Origin of the sequence: Solimonas sp. K1W22B-7, from assembly GCF_003428335.1 — a bacterium.
GTDB lineage: Bacteria > Pseudomonadota > Gammaproteobacteria > Nevskiales > Nevskiaceae > Solimonas_A.
The window spans coordinates 2,584,532-2,603,849 of the sequence record NZ_CP031704.1; the positions used below are offsets into that span (position 1 = coordinate 2,584,532).

18 protein-coding genes are annotated in these 19,318 nt (G+C 69.1%); 9 read left to right on the forward strand and 9 right to left on the reverse strand.

The genetic code is table 11. The features are described 5' to 3' along the window. Nucleotides 1-6: 6 nt before the first annotated feature. A complete protein-coding gene (locus tag D0B54_RS11805) occupies nucleotides 7-2,031 on the reverse strand; it encodes a putative bifunctional diguanylate cyclase/phosphodiesterase (protein WP_117291524.1) in 2,025 nt (674 codons plus the stop codon). Nucleotides 2,032-2,250: 219 nt separating this feature from the next. On the opposite strand from D0B54_RS11805, the gene D0B54_RS11810 reads away from it, so the two are divergent. From D0B54_RS11810 to D0B54_RS11830, 5 genes are all read left to right on the forward strand, one after another. Further along, complete coding sequence (locus D0B54_RS11810; RefSeq protein ID WP_117291525.1) at nucleotides 2,251-3,609, forward strand: efflux RND transporter periplasmic adaptor subunit; 1,359 nt, start codon at nucleotides 2,251-2,253, stop codon at nucleotides 3,607-3,609. Between the two features lie 14 nt (nucleotides 3,610-3,623). Beyond that, the gene (locus D0B54_RS11815) at nucleotides 3,624-4,331 is read left to right on the forward strand and encodes an ABC transporter ATP-binding protein (protein WP_117291526.1); all 708 of its coding nucleotides are present in this window, start codon (nucleotides 3,624-3,626) and stop codon (nucleotides 4,329-4,331) included. Then, nucleotides 4,328-5,554, forward strand: coding sequence for an ABC transporter permease (locus D0B54_RS11820; RefSeq protein WP_117291527.1), 1,227 nt, complete (start codon nucleotides 4,328-4,330; stop codon nucleotides 5,552-5,554). The genes D0B54_RS11815 and D0B54_RS11820 overlap by 4 nt, the downstream gene beginning before the upstream one ends. A 127-nt stretch (nucleotides 5,555-5,681) precedes the next feature. Then, a complete protein-coding gene (locus tag D0B54_RS11825; RefSeq protein WP_117291528.1) occupies nucleotides 5,682-6,389 on the forward strand; it encodes an SDR family NAD(P)-dependent oxidoreductase in 708 nt (235 codons plus the stop codon). Next, nucleotides 6,382-6,810, forward strand: a complete 429-nt coding sequence (locus D0B54_RS11830; protein WP_117291529.1) for a 6-carboxytetrahydropterin synthase — start codon at nucleotides 6,382-6,384, stop codon at nucleotides 6,808-6,810. The genes D0B54_RS11825 and D0B54_RS11830 overlap by 8 nt, the downstream gene beginning before the upstream one ends. 137 nt (nucleotides 6,811-6,947) lie before the next feature. Here the strand turns inward: D0B54_RS11830 and D0B54_RS11835 are convergent, their stop codons facing one another. Together D0B54_RS11835 and D0B54_RS24270 are read right to left on the reverse strand one after the other, a co-directional pair. Further along, entirely contained in the window at nucleotides 6,948-9,224 is a 2,277-nt protein-coding gene (locus D0B54_RS11835; protein ID WP_162932365.1) for a TonB-dependent receptor, read from the reverse strand. After that, entirely contained in the window at nucleotides 9,221-9,736 is a 516-nt protein-coding gene (locus tag D0B54_RS24270) for a hypothetical protein (protein ID WP_162932366.1), read from the reverse strand. Before D0B54_RS24270 ends, D0B54_RS11835 begins: the two co-directional genes overlap by 4 nt. A gap of 115 nt (nucleotides 9,737-9,851) precedes the next feature. Between D0B54_RS24270 and D0B54_RS25310 the strand changes: the two genes are divergently transcribed. Next, the gene (locus D0B54_RS25310; RefSeq protein ID WP_117291531.1) at nucleotides 9,852-10,409 is read left to right on the forward strand and encodes a DUF6607 family protein; all 558 of its coding nucleotides are present in this window, start codon (nucleotides 9,852-9,854) and stop codon (nucleotides 10,407-10,409) included. 102 nt (nucleotides 10,410-10,511) lie between these two features. Here the strand turns inward: D0B54_RS25310 and D0B54_RS11845 are convergent, their stop codons facing one another. Continuing rightward, a complete protein-coding gene (locus tag D0B54_RS11845; protein WP_117291532.1) occupies nucleotides 10,512-12,194 on the reverse strand; it encodes a hypothetical protein in 1,683 nt (560 codons plus the stop codon). A 245-nt stretch (nucleotides 12,195-12,439) separates the two neighbouring features. Here D0B54_RS11845 and D0B54_RS11850 point away from each other — a divergent pair, with 245 nt between their 5' ends. Beyond that, a complete protein-coding gene (locus D0B54_RS11850; RefSeq protein ID WP_117291533.1) occupies nucleotides 12,440-13,588 on the forward strand; it encodes an ankyrin repeat domain-containing protein in 1,149 nt (382 codons plus the stop codon). A gap of 6 nt (nucleotides 13,589-13,594) precedes the next feature. Here the strand turns inward: D0B54_RS11850 and D0B54_RS11855 are convergent, their stop codons facing one another. Then, a complete protein-coding gene (locus tag D0B54_RS11855; RefSeq protein ID WP_117291534.1) occupies nucleotides 13,595-14,869 on the reverse strand; it encodes a PucR family transcriptional regulator in 1,275 nt (424 codons plus the stop codon). Nucleotides 14,870-15,093: 224 nt separating this feature from the next. On the opposite strand from D0B54_RS11855, the gene D0B54_RS11860 reads away from it, so the two are divergent. Then, nucleotides 15,094-17,037 carry a CocE/NonD family hydrolase gene (locus tag D0B54_RS11860; protein WP_162932367.1) on the forward strand — a complete coding sequence of 648 codons (1,944 nt, stop codon included), beginning with the start codon at nucleotides 15,094-15,096 and terminating at the stop codon, nucleotides 17,035-17,037. A 116-nt stretch (nucleotides 17,038-17,153) separates the two neighbouring features. Next, nucleotides 17,154-17,585 (forward strand): hypothetical protein, encoded by a 432-nt coding sequence (locus D0B54_RS11865; RefSeq protein ID WP_117291536.1) that lies wholly within the window; start codon nucleotides 17,154-17,156, stop codon nucleotides 17,583-17,585. A 34-nt stretch (nucleotides 17,586-17,619) separates the two neighbouring features. On the opposite strand, the gene D0B54_RS11870 is transcribed toward D0B54_RS11865, so the two are convergent. From D0B54_RS11870 to D0B54_RS24275, 4 genes are read right to left on the reverse strand one after another with little or no spacing between them, the layout of a single operon-like run. Then, a complete protein-coding gene (locus D0B54_RS11870) occupies nucleotides 17,620-18,531 on the reverse strand; it encodes an AraC family transcriptional regulator (RefSeq protein WP_117291537.1) in 912 nt (303 codons plus the stop codon). Then, a complete protein-coding gene (locus D0B54_RS11875) occupies nucleotides 18,532-18,795 on the reverse strand; it encodes a hypothetical protein (protein ID WP_117291538.1) in 264 nt (87 codons plus the stop codon). It abuts the gene before it with no gap. Nucleotides 18,796-18,800: 5 nt separating this feature from the next. After that, nucleotides 18,801-19,079, reverse strand: coding sequence for a hypothetical protein (locus tag D0B54_RS11880; RefSeq protein WP_117291539.1), 279 nt, complete (start codon nucleotides 19,077-19,079; stop codon nucleotides 18,801-18,803). A 2-nt stretch (nucleotides 19,080-19,081) separates the two neighbouring features. Beyond that, the gene (locus tag D0B54_RS24275) at nucleotides 19,082-19,270 is read right to left on the reverse strand and encodes a hypothetical protein (protein WP_162932368.1); all 189 of its coding nucleotides are present in this window, start codon (nucleotides 19,268-19,270) and stop codon (nucleotides 19,082-19,084) included. Nucleotides 19,271-19,318: the final 48 nt, after the last annotated feature.

Consider the following 19,318-nt stretch of genomic DNA (forward strand, 5'->3'; position numbering starts at 1 on the left):
TCCGCCTCACCCAACCAACGCCTGCGCCATGCCCAGGCGCTTCTGGTTCTTGATCATCCAGATTTCGAAGTCGGTGGCCGCCAGAGCCTTGCTGAACAGCCAGCCCTGGCCGCAGTTGACGCCCTTGCGCGACAGGAACATCTGCTGCTCGACGGTCTCGACGCCCTCGGCGATGACGCGCAGGCCGAGGTCGTGGCCCAGGGTGATGATGGTGCTCATCACCGACATCGCCTCCTGCTCCTGCGGGATGCCCTGCAGGAAGCTGCGGTCGATCTTGATCGCCTGCACCGGCAGCTTGCGCAGGTAGTTGAGCGAGGAGTAGCCGACGCCGAAGTCGTCCACCGCTGCGCTGACGCCACGGTCCAGCAGCTGCTGCAGCAGGGCGCTGGTGCTCTCGATGTCGTCGAGCACGATGTTCTCGGTGATCTCCAGCACCAGGCGGTTGCGCGACAGCGGTGCGGCGGCCACGGCCATTTCGACGTGGCGCAGGAACTCGGGATGGCGGAACTGATGCGCGGAGACGTTGACCGCCACGTAGGGCAGGTCGAGCCCGCGGGATTGCCAGTCGGCAATCTGGCGGCAGGCCTGCTGCATCACCCACTCGCCCAGCTGCACGATGATGCCGCTGGCTTCGGCCACCGGGATGAACTCGCCCGGCGGCACCATGACGCCGTCGCGTGGCCAGCGGATCAGCGCTTCGCAGCCACGCAGCTCGCCCTGTTCCAGGCCGACCAGGGGCTGGTAGTGCAGCACCAGCTCGTTGCGGATCAGGGCCTGGCGCAGTTCCTTGGCCAGGCGCAGGTGCTGATGCGACTGCTGATGCTGCTGGAACACCGTGACCTCGCCCAGGCCGGCCTGCTCGGTACGGTACAGGGCTTCGTCGCTGCGGCGCAGCAGCAGGTCGACGTCGCCGCCATGGTCCGGGTAGATGGCGTAGCCGATGTCGCAGGCCACCATCACGCCGCCGGCGTTGGCCAGGGGTGCGCCGATGTCGCGGCGCAGGCCCAGGCAGCGGCCCTGCAGGTCCAGCAGCTCGCCGCTGGGGTGGATCGTGGTGACCCAGATGAAGGTGTCGCGGTCGGCGCGCGTCAGCAGCTCGCCGGAGCCGATCGACTGGCGCAGGCGCAGGGCGATCTCGGCCAGGCCGGCGTCGGCGGCGTTGCCGTCGATGCCATGGCGCAGCGTGCGGTAGGACGACAGGCTGATGCTGACGATGGCCAGGCGCTCCTTCTGGTCGTGCGCCTCGCGGATGCGCTTGAGCAGCAGTTCGCGGAAGCGGCGGCGATCGGGCAGGCGGGTGATCTCGTCGATGCTGGCCTTGTTCAGGGCGGTGCGCTGGCTGTCCAGGGCCAGCTTCATCTCGGCCATGCGGTCCTCGCGACGGCGCTGCAGCGACGCCACCGCTCCCAGGCAGAACACGGTCAGCGCCAGGCCACTGCCGAGCTGGTAGACGTTCATCCAGAACGCCGGCGTCGGCGGCAGCGACTGCCCCAGCCAGAGCCAGGCATTGGGCAGCAGCGCGGCCAGCAGCAACAGCAGGCCCACCAGGGCGTGGGCGGCCATCCAGTGGCGGCGGCGCAGGCGGATGCAGGCCGCTGCCGCCAGGCCGATCACGATGGCGAGCGACACCGGGGCCAGCAGGCCCAGCGCCCAGCGGGGCAGCAGCAGGGACAGGCCGGCGATGAAGATCACCATGCCGCCGAAGGCCCGCAGGGCGGTATCCAGTTCGGGAATGCTGCGGCGGGTTTCCAGCGACAGCCGGCCGTAGCGCAGGATGCAGCCCATGAACAGCGCACCCAGCAGGGGCATGGCGCGGTCGCGCATGGCCACGTCCGCGGGAAAGCGTCCCTGCCAGACCAGCAGCCACAGGGCCGACAGCAGGGCCGCCAGGGCAAACCAGGGTACGGACGGGTCGTCGCGGTGCCGGACGGAACCGGCCAGGGCGAAAAGGCCGATCGCCAGCAGGAAGCCGAAATACAGGCTGCTGATCGAGTCGGGGTAGGGGGTCCCCAGGATCAGGGATTCGGGCATCAGCCGGCCCCCGGGGTCGCCCTGGACCCCTCCCTGCGCTCTTGTGCGATGGCGTTCATGTGGTCAGCCATTCTGGCATTAAGTACGCCCGGATGGCGACGGGAATTCCACACCCGTCCTGTCAACGCCCGGACAGTCACTGCGTTGCAACATCAGGTGACACAATACCGCTGCTAAGCTTTCCGACCCCCGTCTTTCCAACCTGCCACTTCCGCATTCATGAATTCCAACAATGGAGTGCGCCACGGCCAGCCCGGCCGGCGCCTGGGCCTCTGGGCCGTCGTCGCCCTGCTGCTGATCGCCGGACTCTGGTTCGGCCGCAGTCTCTGGGCCGGCAAGAAAGAACCCGAATACACCACCGTGACCGTGGAACGCGGCGACGTGGTGGCCAAGGTCACCGCCACCGGCACGGTGTCGGCCCTGGTCACGGTGCAGGTCGGCAGCCAGGTCAGCGGCCGCATCCAGGAACTGCATGCCGACTTCAATTCCCAGGTCAAGAAGGGCCAGCTGATCGCCAAGATCGACCCGCGCCTGTTCCTGGCCGAGCTGGAACAGCAGCAGGCCAATGTCCAGGCGGCGCAGGCCAACCTGACCCGGTCGAAGGTCCAGGCGCAGGACGCGCGCCGCCAGGCCAGGCGGGCCGACGAGCTGTCCCCGCGCGGCCTGATCTCGCAGAGCGAGCGCGATACCGCCCAGGCCACGGCCGAGGCGGCCGAGGCGACCGTGGTGTCGTCGCAGGCTTCGCTGGCGCAGGCCCGCGCGGCCCTGAACCGTGCCCAGGTGAATCTCAACTATACCGACATCATCTCGCCTACCGACGGCGTGGTGATCTCGCGCAGCGTCGACGTGGGCCAGACCGTGGCGGCCTCGCTGCAGGCGCCGGTGCTGTTCACCATCGCCCAGGACCTGCGGCAGATGCAGGTGGACACCAGCGTCGCCGAATCCGACGTGGGCAAGCTGGCGGCCGGCATGAAAGCCAATTTCACCGTGGACGCCTACCCGGGCGAGCGTTTCCGCGGCGAAGTGCGCCAGGTGCGCGATGCTGCCACCACCACCCAGAACGTGGTCACCTATGACGCCGTGCTGGACGTGAAGAACGAGGAACTCAAGCTCAAGCCCGGCATGACCGCCAACGTCACCTTCGTCTACGCGCGCCGCGAGGCGGTGCTGAAGGTGCCCAACGCGGCGCTGCGCTTCCGCATGCCGAACACGGGCAAGGACAAGGCCAAGGACAGCAAGGCGGCGGGCCAGGACAAGAGCGGTTCGCAGGGGCAGCCGCAGGGCGAGCGCCCTGCACAGGGTGCCCAGGCGGGTGGCGAGGGTGCAGGCGGCGGTGGCAACGGCGAGCGTCGCCGGCGCAACCGTGGCGAGGACGGCAATCCGGGCGCACCGCGCACGGTCTACGTGCTGCGCGAGGGCAAGGCGCTGCCGGTGGAGATCAAGACCGGCATTTCCGACGGCAGCAATACCGAGGTGGTGGAGGGCGGCCTGGTGGAAGGCGACGAGCTGATCACCGACATGCCGGGCGCCGAAGACGACAAGCCGCGCGCCGCTGCGCCCGGCATGCGCATGTTCTAGGACCTGCCGACGCCATGGCATTGATCGAGCTGCGCGACGTCACCCGTGAGTACCACATGGGCGACGTCGAAGTGCGCGCGCTGCGCGGCGTGACGCTGGACATCGAGGTCGGGGAGTTCGTCGCCATCATGGGCACCTCCGGATCCGGCAAGTCCACGCTGATGAACACCCTGGGCTGCCTGGACCGGCCCACGGCCGGCAGTTACCGCCTGGATGGCCGCGAGACCTCGACGCTGGGCCGCGACGAGCTGGCGACGATCCGCAACCGCACGCTGGGCTTCGTGTTCCAGAACTTCAACCTGCTGGCGCGCACCAGCGCGCTGGAGAACGTGGAACTGCCGCTGCTGTATGCGGGCGTGCCGGCGGGCGAGCGCCATGCCCGCGCGGCGGCTTCGCTGGAGCGCGTGGGCCTGGGCAAGCGCCTGGATCACACGCCGAGCCAGCTCTCCGGTGGCCAGCAACAGCGCGTGGCGATCGCCCGCGCCCTGGTCGGCGAGCCCCGGGTCATCCTGGCCGACGAGCCCACCGGCAACCTCGACTCCGCCACCAGCCTGGAGGTCATGGCGCTGCTGCAGTCGCTGGGCCGCTCCGGCATCACGGTGATCCTGGTGACGCACGAGCACGACATTGCCGAATACGCCGCACGCAACATCGTGATGAAGGACGGCCAGGTGATCAGCGACATCCGTCGCGAGCCGGTGACTGCGGAGCTGCCGGCATGAACCTGCTCGCGATCATCCGCGTCGCTGTCCGCGCGCTGTTGCGCAACCGCCTGCGCTCCTTCCTCACCGCCCTGGGCATCATCATCGGCGTCGCCGCGGTGATCGCCATGGTGTCGATCGGCGAGGGCGCCAAGGCGCGCGTCGAGGCCAGCTTCTCGGCCATGGGCACCAACCTGCTGGTGGTGCGTTCGGGCTCCAGTTCCACCGGCGGCTCGCGCGGCGGCTTCGGCAGCCAGCCGACGCTGACCTGGGACGACCTCAAGGCGATCCAGACCGAGCTGGCCTCGGTGAAGTACGCCGCCCCTGAACTGCGCAGCAATGCGCCGCTGATCTCCGAGGAGCAGAACTGGACCACGCGCGTGGCCGGCGTCACCTCGGATTACATGCTGGCGCGCAACTGGCGGCTCGCCAGCGGCAGTTCGCTGCCGGAGGACCCGGAGTCCAGCTCCAAGGTGGTGCTGCTGGGCCAGACCGTGGTGGAGAAGCTGTACGGTGCCTACTCCGACCCGGTGGGCCAGATCGTACGCATCCGCAACGTGCCCTTCGAGGTGATCGGCGTGCTGGCGCCCAAGGGCCAGTCGCCGATGGGCGACGACTACGACGACACCGCCCTGGTGCCGGTGCGCGCCTACGCCGAGAAGCTGCAGGGCGGCCTGAAGAAGTACATCGCCGGCACGATCTACGTCAGCGCCGCGCCCGGGATTCCGACCTCCAAGGCCGAGAACGACGTCGCCAACCTGCTGCGCGACCGTCACCGCATCCGCCTGGGCGCCGAGGACGACTTCAACGTGCGCAACCTGGCCGAGATGGCCAGCGCGCAGGAGGAAAGCACCAGCACCCTGACCACGCTGCTGGCCGCGATCGCCGCGGTGTCGCTGCTGGTAGGCGGCATCGGCGTGATGAACATCATGCTGGTGTCGGTCACCGAGCGTACCCGCGAGATCGGCGTGCGCATGGCGGTGGGCGCCAGGCCGCGCGATATCCTGATGCAGTTCCTGGTCGAGGCCCTGGTGCTGGCCCTGATCGGCGGCCTCACCGGCGTGGCGCTGGGCATCACCATCGCCCAGCAGCTGTCTGCCTCCTTCGGCTGGCCGCTGCTGATCCGGGTGGACGTGGTACTGCTGGCGGTGGCGGTGAGCGCCGCGGTGGGTATCGGCTTCGGCCTCTACCCGGCACGCAAGGCGGCGCAGCTGGATCCGATCGAGGCACTGCGCTACGAGTAAAGCGTGTTGCGCCGCCAGTAAAGTAGCGCAGGGACATATGCGCCAAAAGGGGGATGCGCTGCCGACGGTTTCGGGCATGCTGCGATCCGGTGCATCATTCGCATCCCCCTGACAGTCCAAGGTCCTGATGTCCCAGTCTTCCAAGCGCCATATCCTGATCACCGGCGGCGGTTCCGGCCTGGGGGCTGCCACCGCGCGCCTGCTGGCCGCGCAGGGTCACCGCCTGACCCTGGTCGGGCGCCGTGCCGACGCCCTGGAGCAGGTCGCCGCGCCGCTCTGCGGGATGGGCGCCGACGTGCGGGTGCAGGCCTGCGACATCGGCGATACGGCCGCCATCGACGCGCTCTATGCCCGCTTCGGCACCGAGACGCCGGATGGCCTGGTCGGCAGTGCCGCGCTGCTGCTGATCAAGCCGTTCATGCAGACCACGCTGGAGGAGTACGACCAGGTCATGGACGTCAACGTCCGTGGGCTCTGGTATCTCTGCCAGCAGGCGTTCCGCACGATGAGTGCACGCGGCGGCGGCGACATCGTGCTGGTGTCCTCGCTGTCGGGCATCCGCGGCCTGCAGATCGCGCCGGGCAAGAGCGTCTATACGCCCAGCAAGCACGCCGTCACCGGCCTGACCGAGGCCCTGGCCTTCGACGGCCGCGAATTCAACATCCGCGTCAACGCGGTGGCACCGGGCTACATGAAGACCGAGATGAACGCGCGCTTCGGCCTGTATGGCGGCGCGCAGGCGGAAGAGGTGGCCCCCAGCGTGGCCTATCTGCTGGACCGCGCGCAGTCCGGCGCGACCACCGGCACCACCCTGGAGGTGTTCTGCAATGGCTGATCCCCGGCCCGTCGTCACCCTGAGCCGCCGCGAGTCCTTCTGCGCCTCGCACCGCCTGTGGGAACCGACGCTGTCGCGCGAGGACAACTTCGCGCTCTACGGCAAATGCGCCCGCGACAACGGCCACGGCCACAACTACGTGCTGCAGGTGACCCTGCGCGGCGGCGTGGACCCGGCCACCGGCATGGTGGTGAACCTGGCGGACCTGAAGAACTTCCTGCGCGAGGAGATCATCGCGCGCGTGGACCACTACCACCTGAACTTCGACGTGGAGATGTTCAAGGGCATCAACCCCACTTCCGAGAACGTGGCGCTGGTGTTCTGGAAGGTCTGCCACGCGCGCTTCGGCGCGCTGCTGTCCGAGGTACGTGTCGAGGAGACGCCGGACAATATTGTCTGTTATCGGGGCGAGACGGCCTGAGTGAGAGTGCGTTGACCCGTAGCCCGGTTTGCCGCAGGCAAGCCGGGAGCGCGGGGACGCCTTGGCGATGACGCTCTTCCTTGCGAGTGTGTTCCCGGCTTCGCTGCGCGAATCCGGGCTACGTTCTCTTCAGGGATTCACTCCATCTGCCACTCGACGACAGCACCAAAGCTGCGCGGCTCGCCGTAGCGGCTGGCCAGGCGCGTGCCGGCCACCAGTGCCCCCTGGTCGTTCAACTCGTCGCCGAGGTTGCGGCCGTAGACCGCGAGGCTGAAGCCGGCGGGCAGCGCGTAGCCCAGCTTGGCGTTGAGCAGCACGCGGGCGTCGGCGCGCGAACGCGGGTCGTTGTCCGGGTCGCTGTAGAAAGCGCCGATGTAGTTGGCGGCGAGCTGGCCGCTGAGGCGGTGCCACCGCTTCAGCGTCAGGCCGATGCCGGCGGTCTCGCGCGGGGCATAGGGGAACTCGTTGCCCCTGTAGTCCGCGTCGTCCGCGTCCGTGGTGTCGCCGTCGCCGTTGAGGTCGTTGCCGAACTCGTCGAATTCGCTGCGCAGCAGGCCCAGCGTCAGGAAGGCTTCGAGCGGTCCGTCGAGCTTCCACAGCAGTTCCGTTTCCAGGCCGTAGTAGTGCGAGCGGCCGGCATTTTTCGTATAGGTGTTGAAGCCTGAGGTTTCGCCGATGGTGACCTGCTGGTCGCGCCAGCGGGTGTAGAACAGGTTGGCGTTGAGGGTCAGGCGCTGCTGCAGCCCGCTCGAGCGGGCCGACAGCTCGATGGTCCGGGTGTATTCCGGATCGTAGGGGCTGACCGCGCCGCCAAAGAAGGAGACGCTGGTCCCGCCTGAGCGGTAGCCCTCCTGGTAGCTCAGGCCCAGGGAACTGCTGTCGCCGAGGAACCAGGTCAGCCCGGCCTTGGGCAGCAGGTCGGTGAAGCGCGTGCGGCCGCTTTCGTCGTAGTCCGGCGGCACGGCGCCGGAGGCGACGGCGGAAAGGACGTCGGCCAACGGGTCCGGCAGCGGCAGCGCCGCCGGAATCGGCACTTGCGGCGGCGTGGTGACGCTGAGATCGAGATCGCTGATGTCGCGGCGGCGTGCGCGCTCCTGGTTGAGGCGCAGGCCGGCGGTGAGGCGCCAGGCATCGGCGAAGTCCCAGTCGGCCTCGGCGAACAGCGCGCCGGTGCGGGTATTGGCGTCGGAGTCGATGCTGCCGTTGAGCAGGGCGGCGCCGCCGGCCGCGGCCACGTCATGGCCGGTGGTGTTCTTCAGCACGTCGGAGTCGGACCAGTACAGGCCGGTGACGGCCTTCAGGCGCGGATGCGAATAGTGCAGCCGCAGTTCCTGGCTGAAGATGTCCTCGTCCTCGGTATTGTCGGAATAGCCGCCCTCGGCGGCGCTGCGGTCGTAATCGATGGTGTAGAGGTTGGACAACTCGGACCAGCCGCTGATCGCGTCCACTCGCCAGTGCTTCGCGAACGCGTAGCTCTGCTCCAGGCTGTGCAGGCGCGTCTCGACATCCTCGTTGGGCCGCACGTTGGAGGTCTCGGTGCGCTCGCCGCCGGAGGAGTCGTGGAAGGGATCGCCGAATTCGTTGCCGGAGCGGGTATAGCCGTACAGGACGCGGTAGCCGCTCAGGGCTTCCGGCGTCCAGGCCAGCCTGGCGCGGGTGTTGCGCGTGCGCTCGCGCTGCGCGTCGTCCTCGTTGCGCGTGACGTTGACCACGTCGCCGTTGTCGTAGCGGTCCTGCGTGGAAACACGGAAGCGCAGCGTGTCGGCCAGGGGGCCGCCGCCGGCGAGGGCGTAGTCGTGGCCGTCGCGGCTCATGACGCCGGCGCGCAGGCGGGCGTCCCAATCGGCGGTGGGCTCCACCGAGCGCAACACCACCGAGCCCGCGAGGCTGTTGCGGCCCTGGTTGGTGGACTGGGCACCGCGCAGGATCTCGACCTGCTCCAGGTCCCAGGCCGACAGCGGTCCGGCGAAGGCGCCAGCACGGGAGGGCAGGGCGACGCCGTCGAGGTAGACGCTGATGGTGTCGCCCTGGCCGCCGATGCCGCCCTGGGGCACGCCGCGGATCGCGATCTCGCGATCGCCGTTGGCGGAGACGACGTTGGCGAACTGCGTGACCACGTCCTTCATCGAGGCATCGCTGCCGGCCTCGAGGTCCTCGCGGGTAACGATGCCGACGCTGCTGTTGGTTTCTGCCAGCGAGCGGCCGAGCTTTTCGCCGGTGACCACGACGGGGGCGAGCATCACCGCCGGGGCAGGCTCGGCGAGTTTCGGGGTCGGCTGCGCGGCCTGTGGCAGTTCGATCACGGGCGTGGCCCGCTCCGGTGCCGGGGGCTCACCTTGCGCGGTGGCGGCCAGTGGCAGCAGGCCGCTGAGCAGGGCGAGCGCCTTCGGGCGCAGGGTGGGGCTTGCGGTCATGTTCTGCACAGGTAGCGGTAAGGAGGGGCCAACGAGGCTCGGCGACCGGGCCAGGGCAGGCCGTTTTCGACCTGGAAGCTCAGGATCGCCAGCGGTTTCGCCGGCCAGGAAGTGTGCGGGTGGTTCATTGGACTCGTAGCCGGGATGGTTTCCAGCGGCGCGGCCGGGTTTTCGGCGACGGCGGGGGGCGCCAGCAGGAGAGAGCCGAGGCTGAGTGCGACGTGGGACACCGGCGCCAGGAAGCGGCGCAGCGTCAGGCTGCGGACCTCGCGCAGTTCCAGCGCGAGCCGCAACGCCAGGGCCGCGATGGCAGCGGCGACCGCCTGCTGCAGCCAGAGCCCTGGGAGCTCCGCAAGACGGTGTCCGGCATTCCACAACGACAGGGCGGAGGCATTGAGCAGCACGATGGTCAGCGCCCATTCGCAACGCTCCGAGGAGTCGGACCGGCGCGCCAGCAGGCCGCTACAGGCAATGGCGGCCAGGGCGATCTGCAGCGACGCCAGGTGATCCATGGTTTCCCCGTTGGTTGTTCGCTTCTGCGGCCCCACCCTCCCGCAACTTTCAAATAATAGTAATTCTCATTTAAATAAGAAAGCAATTTGATTCATCCATTTGCCGCGCGTCCCCATGATCCATCGCTGCCTCGGCGTTTCCCTGGCCCTGTTGCTCGGCGCCTGCGCCATGGCGCCGAGCCAGCCCATCGCTGCCGCCGACCGGGAACGCGACCGTCGCGCGATCCTGGCGATGGCGGGCGAATACGAGGTGCAGTTCCGCTTCGACGAAACCGTGGTGCTGCAGACGGACTACCAGCCGCATGCGCCACACACCACCCTCGGGCGTGAGTTCGTCGAGGTGCTGGCGGCGGGTGGCCCGCGTGCGCTGGTGCGCGAGCGCGGCCTGAACATCTACACGCGCCTGCAGGGCCACGACTTCGGGCCCGGCCGCGAGTACCAGCGCAAGACCCGGGCCTACTGGGCCGCGATGCGCGGGGTCTGGGCGGAACTGCTGTCCAGGAATCCGCGCGTGGCCCTGCGAGAGGAAGTGGACGAGACGCCGCACTACATGGCGGTGCTGGCGCAGGCCAACGACCTGGCGAACAAGCCGCTGGGCGATGCGGAGCTGCGGGGCAAGGTGCGCGAGGTGCTGGGGCCTTACCTGGTGCTGGAGAACGCGGCACCGAAATGACCCGGTCGCGAGCAAGCTCGCTCCTACAATGCTAGACCTTGTAGGAGCGAGCTTGTGACCGAAGGAAATCCCTGTGGGACTCGCGACAAGCTTGTTCTGCCTCTAGCGCTCTTCGATATCCGAGCGCAGCGCCGTCGACGGCTCGTTGCCCAGGTTCAGCACCATGCGCACGAAGGCGCCGACCTGCGCGTGCATCAGCGGATAGTCGGTGAACTCGCTGGTGACCTTGGGAATGCCGAAGTTGAGCAGGTACACCGGGCCGGTGATGTACTGGATCATCGGCAGGCCACCCTCGTTGCGGTAGGCCTGGCCTTCGCCGAAGGGCAGCACCGGCGGCAGCACGATGCTGCGGTCGAACTGCTCCGACAGCAGGATGCTCTCGCGCTCGAAGGGGGCGCCGAAGGGCGTCATGATCACCTGCGGCTCGTTGAGGCCGGTCAGGCCCATCACGCCGGGGGCGATCTCCAGCCACTCGCGCGCGCCGACGTGCTCGATCTCGATCGCCGCCAGGGCCTTTTCGTCCAGCTCGTCGTGGTTTTCCTCGATGTAGTGGGCCAGGCCGCCGCCGCCGAAGTGGCCGCCGCTGAACACCACGCGCAGGCTGCGCTTGCGCTGCGCCTTCGGGATGCGGGTGTAGTAACGCATGATGCCGAGGATCGCGGCCGGGCCGTTGTCCTCGATGGAGTTGGTGCCGTCGGTGTGCGAGCTGAGCACGATCTCGAGCGGGCTTGCGCCCGGCAGCACGGCGACGACGTTGTAGGCCTCGACCTCTTCTTCCAGCGCATGCAGGGTCAGGCGCGCCGGCTTGGCCGCAAGGGGGTTGGCCAGCAGGCGCTGCTTCAGCGCGGCACCGCTGTCGCGGTCCAGGTAGACCGTGGGCGAGGCCGGCAGGAAGCGCGCGAAGAAGGGGTAGTAGGAACCCTGCGCGGCTTCCTTCGGGTAGTCGACGATGCCGACCGCACCGGCGGCGCCGGCCGCCTTCAGTGCCGTGGTGACGACCTGCGCCACGACCATGTCGAGGAAGGGCCGCGAGAACGGCGTGGTGAAGCCCATCGTGCCGGCCTTGTCGGTGACATGCAGGGCGATGCTGCTCAGCGCGCCGATGGGAATGGTCAGGCGCGGCAGATCGTAGACCACGATCTTGCCACGCACGTCGGCGCTGGCGATGGAAGCGACGATGGACGACAGGCCGCTGCCGGTATCGCCGAGCAGGCCGACCAGGCCCTGCACCAGGCCGGTGCGGCCACCGACGACCGCGCCGCTGTCCAGCAGCCTCACCACCACGTCGGTCAGGTCCACCGCGGCCAGGCCCGGCACGTAGACCAGCGGCCCTTCGAGACCTTCGGGCCCGGTGTTGCCGGAGAAGGGGATGTAGGACACCAGCGGGATGTCCTCGGCGGCGGCGCCGTCCAGCAGCTGCAGCTGCGCCTTCTGCGCGATCCAGCGGCTTACCGGGTAGGGCTCGAGCCTGACCTCCGGCACGCCCATGGCGCGCAGCTGGCTGGCGAGGCGCTGGGCGTAGGCGATCTCGGCGACGCTGCCGGCGGGGCGGAAGCCGCCGCCGAAGGTATCGATCTCGTACTGCCAGGCACGGACCTGGGCCAGCGTGGGCATCAGTTTCGCGTCGAACTCGCGGCTGTGGTCGATGCCGGGGGTGCTGCCGCCGTCGGCGCTGACCGGCTTGCTGCTGCCGCAGCCGGCAAGCAGGGTCAGGGCGGCGGTCAGCAGGGCAGGGGCGACGGCTCGCAGCAGCCGCCGGCGCGGGGCCGGCACGCGGATGCTCATGGATTCTCCTCGGGAAAAATTTCTAGTCGTAGTCCCGGAAGTGTGCCAGCGCAGTCCCCGAGGGCGCCATTGGGGAAAACACGAAGGCTTTTGTGCTCTGGCACAAAACCTGCGAAATCTTGGCAGAACGAGGGTTTCATGCGATTTTAGGAGGTTGTGGGGACATTTTCACAGGAAAGTGCCTCCTTTTCGGGCGGACGCCACCATCGGCACAGCCATGGGGCGCGGGGATTCAGGGGAATTTCATGGCGGCCAAGCTTTTTCGGATCGTGATCCCGGTGTCCGGGATCGAGCCGGCTGTACGCTTCTACCAGCGTCTGCTGCTGGTGGACGGTGTCCGCCAGACCCCCGCGATGCACTGCTTTCCCCTGGGGCAGGCCACGCTGGCCTGCTACGACGCCCGTGCCGACGGCGAGGCGCCGCTGGGCCCCGCGCCGCAGCCGATCTGCATCTCGGTGGAGGAAAACCTGATGCAGCTGCGCGTCCGCGCCCAGCAGATGGGTGCGCGCGAGATCGACCCCGAACCCCGCCGCCTGCCGGGCGGCGAGGCCGGGCTCTACCTGACCGATCCCTGGGGCAACCGCCTGGCCATGGTCGACAGCAACAGCATGCACTGGGGCGTGAACATGCCGGCCGCCAGGGCCAGGGTGGCGCTGCCGGAGACCCAGAGCGTGCTGCTGTTCCGGCAGGATTTCCTCAACGCGGTGAAGGGTGGCGAATTCGCCCGCGTCAAGGAACTGCTGGCGCTGGACCACGACCTGATCGACACGGTCGACAACAGCGGCGCCTCGGTGCTGCTGGTGGCCGCCTACAAGCGCCACGAGCGCATTGCGGCCTACCTGCTGGCACTGCGTGACGAACTGAATCTCTGCGAGGCTGCGGCGATGGGCGCGATCGAGCCGCTCACCGCCCTGCTGCGGCGGCAGCCCGAGCGGGTCAACCTGCCGGGTGCCGACGGCTTCCTGCCGCTGGGCCTGGCCTGCTTCTTCGGCCACGGCGACTGCGTGGACCTGTTGCTGCAGGCCCGCGCCGACGTCAACGCGGTATCGCGCAACAACATGCGCTCCCATCCGCTCAACAGCGCCTTGTCGCAGACCTCGCAGGAATGCGCGCTGGGCATCGTCAGCCGCCTGCTGCGTGCCGGCGCCAATCCCAACGCGGCGCAGGTGTCCGGGCACACGCCGTTGCACCAGGCGGCCGGCCGCGGCCTGATGGAACTGGTGAACCTGCTGCTGTCGGCGGGCGCCAACCCGGCGGCACGGGCCGACAACGGCGCGACGCCGGCCATGCTGGCCCATCGCGGCGGGCACGCGGCGGTGGTGGCGCGGCTGCGCGCCTACGAGCACTCCGGCCCGGCGGTGGTCGATCCCTTCGGCGAGACCATGATGTTCTGATACCGGCTAGCCGGTATCCGCACGACCCATGCGCCGCATCAGCAGCGCCGCGCTCAGGCGCGACTGCCAGGACAGCTCGTCAAGGTCTGCCTTCAGCAGCGTCTCGATGCGCTTGAGGCGATAGCTCAGCGTGTTGGGGTGGATCTGCAGCGTCGCCGCCACGGTCTTGCGTTGTTGCCGTTGCAGGAAATAGCTGTCCAGGGTTTCCAGCAGGTGCGGCTCCGGCGCGATCAGTTCCAGCAGGCCCTCCAGGTACCCGGCGACGTTGCGCGACTGCAGCGCGGTGTCGTCGAGCACGTAGTCGGAATAGCGGAACTGGCGCCCGCGCGTGGCGAGCCTGCGGCCGATCTCCAGTGCCCGCAACGCCTGCTCGGCGCTCAGGTGCCAGCCACGCGCGCCGGTGCCGGCCAGGCCGATGCCGACCGGTTGGGTGCGCATGCGCAGCGCCGGCAGTTGCGCCAGCTGCGCAGCGAGCCTGCGCTCGTGGCGGATCGCATTCTCGCCGCCGGTGACGGCCATCCAGATGATGGCGTGCTCGCGCCATAGCGTGCCGATGGGGCGTGGCTCGTCGGCGGCGGTGAGTGCACGCGTCAGCGCTTCCAGTTCGTCTTCAGCCGCGCTGCGGGCGGTGCCGGCGGCGGCCACGGCGAAGGCCAGGGCGATGCGCCGGCCCAGCGGATCGGCGCCCAGGGCCAGCGCCCGCTCGCGGAAGCCGTCGCTGTCGTCGGGGCGGTCGAAGACGATCGAGCAGAGTTCGTGCTGCAGTCGGCTCTGCCAGCGCTCGCCGCGGCGCTGTTCATCGACGTAGGCGTGGCTGATGGTCTGCCCCAGCAGGTCGGTGTGGTACATCATGTAGGGCGACAGCTTGAGCAGCACCTCGTCGCGCAGTTCGTGGCGATGCTGCACGCCGTCGAGGAAGGCCTGCCACAGCACGGTGCTGCCGACGCGGAAGGAGTGCAGCAGCCCGGTCAGCGGAATGCCCTGGTGGAAGCGCCGCCGCGCGAAGTCGGACACCGGCTTGAGCATCTCGGCGTCGGGCGAGCGGCCGGCCAGCAGGGCGCGGAACCAGATGTCGACGTTGACGCGGATCATCGTCTCCACCTCCAGCACCACCGCCGGATCGCGAATCGCCGCGTACTCCGGCACGGCCTCGCGCACCGTGATGAAGACGCGCTGCACGATCGCCTCGGCGTGCTGCGACAGCGCGCGCACTTCCGGTGCCATGCGGCGCGATACCGACGGTACGGCGGCGCCGTCGCGCCGTGCTGCTGACTTGGCCATGCGATCTCTCCTCGGTCTGCGTGCCCGGTCTGTGCCGCCGGGCTGCGCGCTGTATAGCACGGCTGGCACAGGCGTCACCCCGGCCTTTGTGCTGCGTCACAAAAGCCCCGGTGAACCTGCCAATGGCGGGCAGGGCAAGGCTTGCCAATACTCGGTGCCACAGATACGCGACCGCGAAGGGCCGGACAGGCCCTCGACGTTCGCGACCCGAGGAGAGAGACCCGATGGCCGCAGTCCGGGCGCGTTCGCGCCGTGGTGGATTCCTGTTGTTCGCGATCCTGTGGCTGACGCTGCTGCAGCCCGCCGCCGCCGAGGTCCGGCGCCAGGGCTACATCACGCTGCGCGACGGCGTGACGCTGCACTACAACCTGGCGTTGCCGGCCGGGCAGGGCAATTTTCCCACGGTGTTCATCTACGACCCCTACGAGGCCGGCGCCGCCGGCAACGGCCCGGTCACGCGGCCCTATGTCACCTCGTTCTGGGCGGAGCACGGCTACGCCGCGATAGGGGTCAACATCCGCGGCACCGGCTGTTCCGGCGGTACCTTCCGGGCCGAAGACGCGCCGGAGTGGGCTCAGGATGGCGCCGAGGTGGTGGACTGGATCGCCGCGCAGCCCTGGTCCAACGGCAGTGTCGGCATGTTCGGCATTTCATTCACCGGCACCTCGCAGTTCGCGGTGGCGGCGCTGGCTTCGCCGCACCTGAAGGCCATCGCGCCCTGGCAGGTGTTCCCGGACTTCTATCGCGACATGGCGTATCCCGGCGGCATCTACAACAGCGTGTTCGTCACCGGCTGGGGCCTGGTGTCGCGGCCGCTGCTGCAATCCTCGGGCGCCAATGCCGGTGCGCTGGGCGACGTGCAGTGCCTGGCCAACATCCTGCAGTCGCTGGTCCCGAACCTCGCCGCCAATGTCGGCGTGCAGATGCTGCTGCACCCCTACCGCGACGACTACTGGTCGCGCGATCCCTCGACGCTGCTGCCGGCGGTGCGCCTGCCCGCGCTGGGCTGCGTCACCTGGCAGGACTCCACGGTCACCAGCCGCGCCGCCGACCTGTTCGCCGACGATCTGATGCCCGATCGCAGCTGGCTGGTGGCGAACAACGGGCCGCACGGCGGCTGCGCGGTGGCGCAGGACATGCTGCTGCGCTTCTACGGCCGCTACCTGAAGGGCGAAGCCAATGGCTGGGAGCGCACACCACGCCTGACCGTGCATCACGAGGTGCCGCCGCAGGGCGATGCCAACATCGAGCGCTGGACCGCGCCCGGCCGCCCGGCCTGGACCACGACCCATGCGCGCTTCGACGGCGGCGTGCAGCCCCTGAGACTGCGCCTGCAGGCCGGTGGACGTCTCGACCAGGAGCCAGCGGCGAAGGAGGAGCAGGTGGAGCGCTACCTGTATCCCTCGGTTTCGGCCAACACCGCCTACGACTGGCTCGGCGCCTTCAGCCGCTGGGGCTGGCCGCAGCTGCCGGGGACGACGCTGAGCTACACCACGCCGCCGCTGGCGCAGGACGCGGAGTTCCTCGGTTCCGGCAGCGCGGACCTGTGGATGTCCGCGCTGGCCACCGACATGGACGTGCAGCTGACGCTCAGCGAAGTGCGGCCCGACGGGCAGGAGATGTACATCCAGAACGGCTGGCTGCGCGCCTCGCACCGCCGCCTGGACGAGTCGCGCTCGACGCGGCTGCGGCCCTGGCATACGCACCTGTCGGCGGACGCCGAGGCGCTGCGGCCGGGCGAGCCGGTGCTGCTGCGTATCCAGATGCTGCCGTTCAACCACGTGTTCCGCGCCGGTTCGTCGATCCGCCTGGCGATCGATACGCCGAATCTCGACCACGGTGCCCGCCTGGTGCCCTCGGTCAACGCAGTGCACCTGGGCGGGGCGCATGATTCGCTGCTGGTGCTGGGGTGGCTGCCCGGCGCCCGTGCCGGCGCACCCCTGCCGGACTGCATGGCGGTCAAAGACCAGCCCTGCCGCGCGGATCGCGCCGGCGTGCCGGACGGCAGCCTGCGGTTGAGCGCGGATCGCGTGCAGGCTTCCGGCGATTCCGGCGGCGGCGCCCTCGATCCGCTGCTCCTGATCCTGCTGCTGGCGGCGCTGCTGCGCCGGCAGCGGCGCACCGTACCCTTCGTGGGGATACCTGGGGCTCTCCGCCGCCAGGTTTGAGATTCATGGCCGGCCCTCATCCGGCCGGCCATGAATCTTTTTTTGCAGCCCCAGCCGGGAGTGGCGCTGGCCATGGCGCTTGCTATGCTCGGCCGGAGATCTCCCCGGGGAACACGATGCAAGCGGACTCTTCGTACACGCGGCTGCTGTTCAGTGTCGCCGCCTTCTTCAACTACCTGGTCGCTGCCGGCCTGCTGATCGCCAGCAGCCAGGTCAGCGAGCAGCTGGGCCTGGGCGCCGCGACGCCCGGCAGTGTGGTGCTGGCCAATCTCTCCGGTGCCCTGGTCGGCATCTTCGGCTATGCCTATACGCGCGTTGCGCTGGAACCGCAGCGCTACCGCGTCTATGTCGAGCTGGGCATCATCGGCAAGCTGGCCGTGCTGCCGGCGGTGGGTGTGCCCTGGGCCATGGGCTACATCGGCTGGCAACTGCCGCTGCTGGCCTCGGGCGACCTGCTTTTCGCCCTGCTGTTCTGGCACTGGCTGCAGGCGACGCGCGTGGCGCAGCAAGAGGTCGCGAGCAAGCTCGCTCCTACACTGGGCAGGTAGGAGCGGGCTTGCTCGCGGCAGGGTCTTTTCGCCGCTACAGCGGTGCCACCGGTATGCACAGCTCGCAGTCGAACACGCCGGTGGCGGCGTCGTAGCAGCCCTCGCGCGGGTAGTGCTCGAAGCAAGGGCGCGCATCCAGCTGCAGGCCGCTCCCGGGTAGCCAGTCGCGCAACAGGCGCAGCCATGCCGCGCCGATCTCTGCGGAGGTGCCCTTGAAGTAGAGCGTGGCATAGCGGCCGCCGGGGAGCGTGGTCTTGTGTGCCGGGCCGCTGGCGACGAAATCCTGCGGTACTTCAACGCAGGCGTCGTAGCGCTGCTTCGCCGGCGCGGTGATGGCCGGGTCGTCCAGCGCCAAGCCGTAGCGCGTCTGTCCCAGCAGGCCGTTGGCCAGCATCCAGGGATAGACGGTCTCGCCCCAGAAACGCTGCAACGGCGGACCGAAGGGACCGGTGTGGCGCAGGTAGGCCACCGTGACCGGCGGGCGCTCGATGAGCTTCACTTCCATGGGCGACTCCTTCGCGTGAGAGGAGCCTGCATGATTCGCCGATGCGGCCGGCGCCGCCTGATCGGGCTTGCGATCGACCTGACCAGGATTGCGGTTCTGTCGGCGCCAGGCTGTCGGCGAGGAGCCGAAGCGGGCGCGGAAGGCACGGCTGAAGGCCTCGGCCGATCCGAAGCCCACCGACAGCGCGGCCGACAGCACCGGCAGGCCCGGCTGGCCGGCCAGGCGCATCGCCGCGGTTTCCACGCGCCGCCGCCGCAGGTAGTCCCCGAGGGTTTCTCCCATCCAGGCGGCGAACAGCCGGTGGAAATGGAAGGGCGAGAAATGGGCCACCGCGGCGAGCCGTTCCAGGTCCAGCGGCTGGTCCAGATGGCGGTCGATATGCTCGATCACGCGGTGCATGCGGCGCTCGTACTCGGCGCGTGCTGCGGGTGCGTCCTTCATTCAGAGGCGCAGCGTGATGGCGGCGACCAGCATCGCCAGTGTCAGCAATGGCACCGGCAGGCTCACCAGCACGGTGCGTCCCGCACGCGGCTGTTGCCGCGTCAGGAGGAGGTTGATCAGGGCCGTGAGCGGGATGCCATAGAGCCCCAGCAGCATCGCCGCCAGGCCGACGAAGGAGCCGCCGCCGTTGGTCGCCAGCATCACGCCGCCGGTGACCGCGAGCTGGATCAGCAGGGGCAGGACGACATGGAGCAGGTACTTCATGGGGTCTAGGCGGAGACCAGCACGATCAGGACGAAGACCGCTGCCAGCAGCGCCAGGCCCAGCGCCAGCCAGGACAGCTTGCCCTGCCAGGCGAGCGCGGCAGCGGCACCGAGCAACAGCAGCGCGACGATGCTGCCGATGATCGCGTAGGCCTGCGCCATGCCCTGGCCGGCCAGGTCGCTCCGCGAAGCCGTGAAGGCAAGGCGCAGCCAGCCCGCCACCAGCAGCAGCGCCTCGATCGCGACAAGGATGAGGATGCCGCGGCTCAGCTCCAGTCCGTTCATCTTCAGTCCGTCTTTTCCTTGCGGCATTGCGCCAGGGAGTAGGTCTTGTTGTCGCGCGGGCAGGTGACCAGCTTGAGCGGCCGGCGCACGTCGGACTGGTGCGCGTCGGAGCGCGGATCATCGTCGTGCAGCACCTGGTCCGGGTGGTCCGGGCAGTAGTAGCGGTACATGGCGGCTCCCGAAGCGGGCATGCAGGGCCCTGCGCGGCATGATTGCCGCTGCGGCGCAGCACGTCCAGT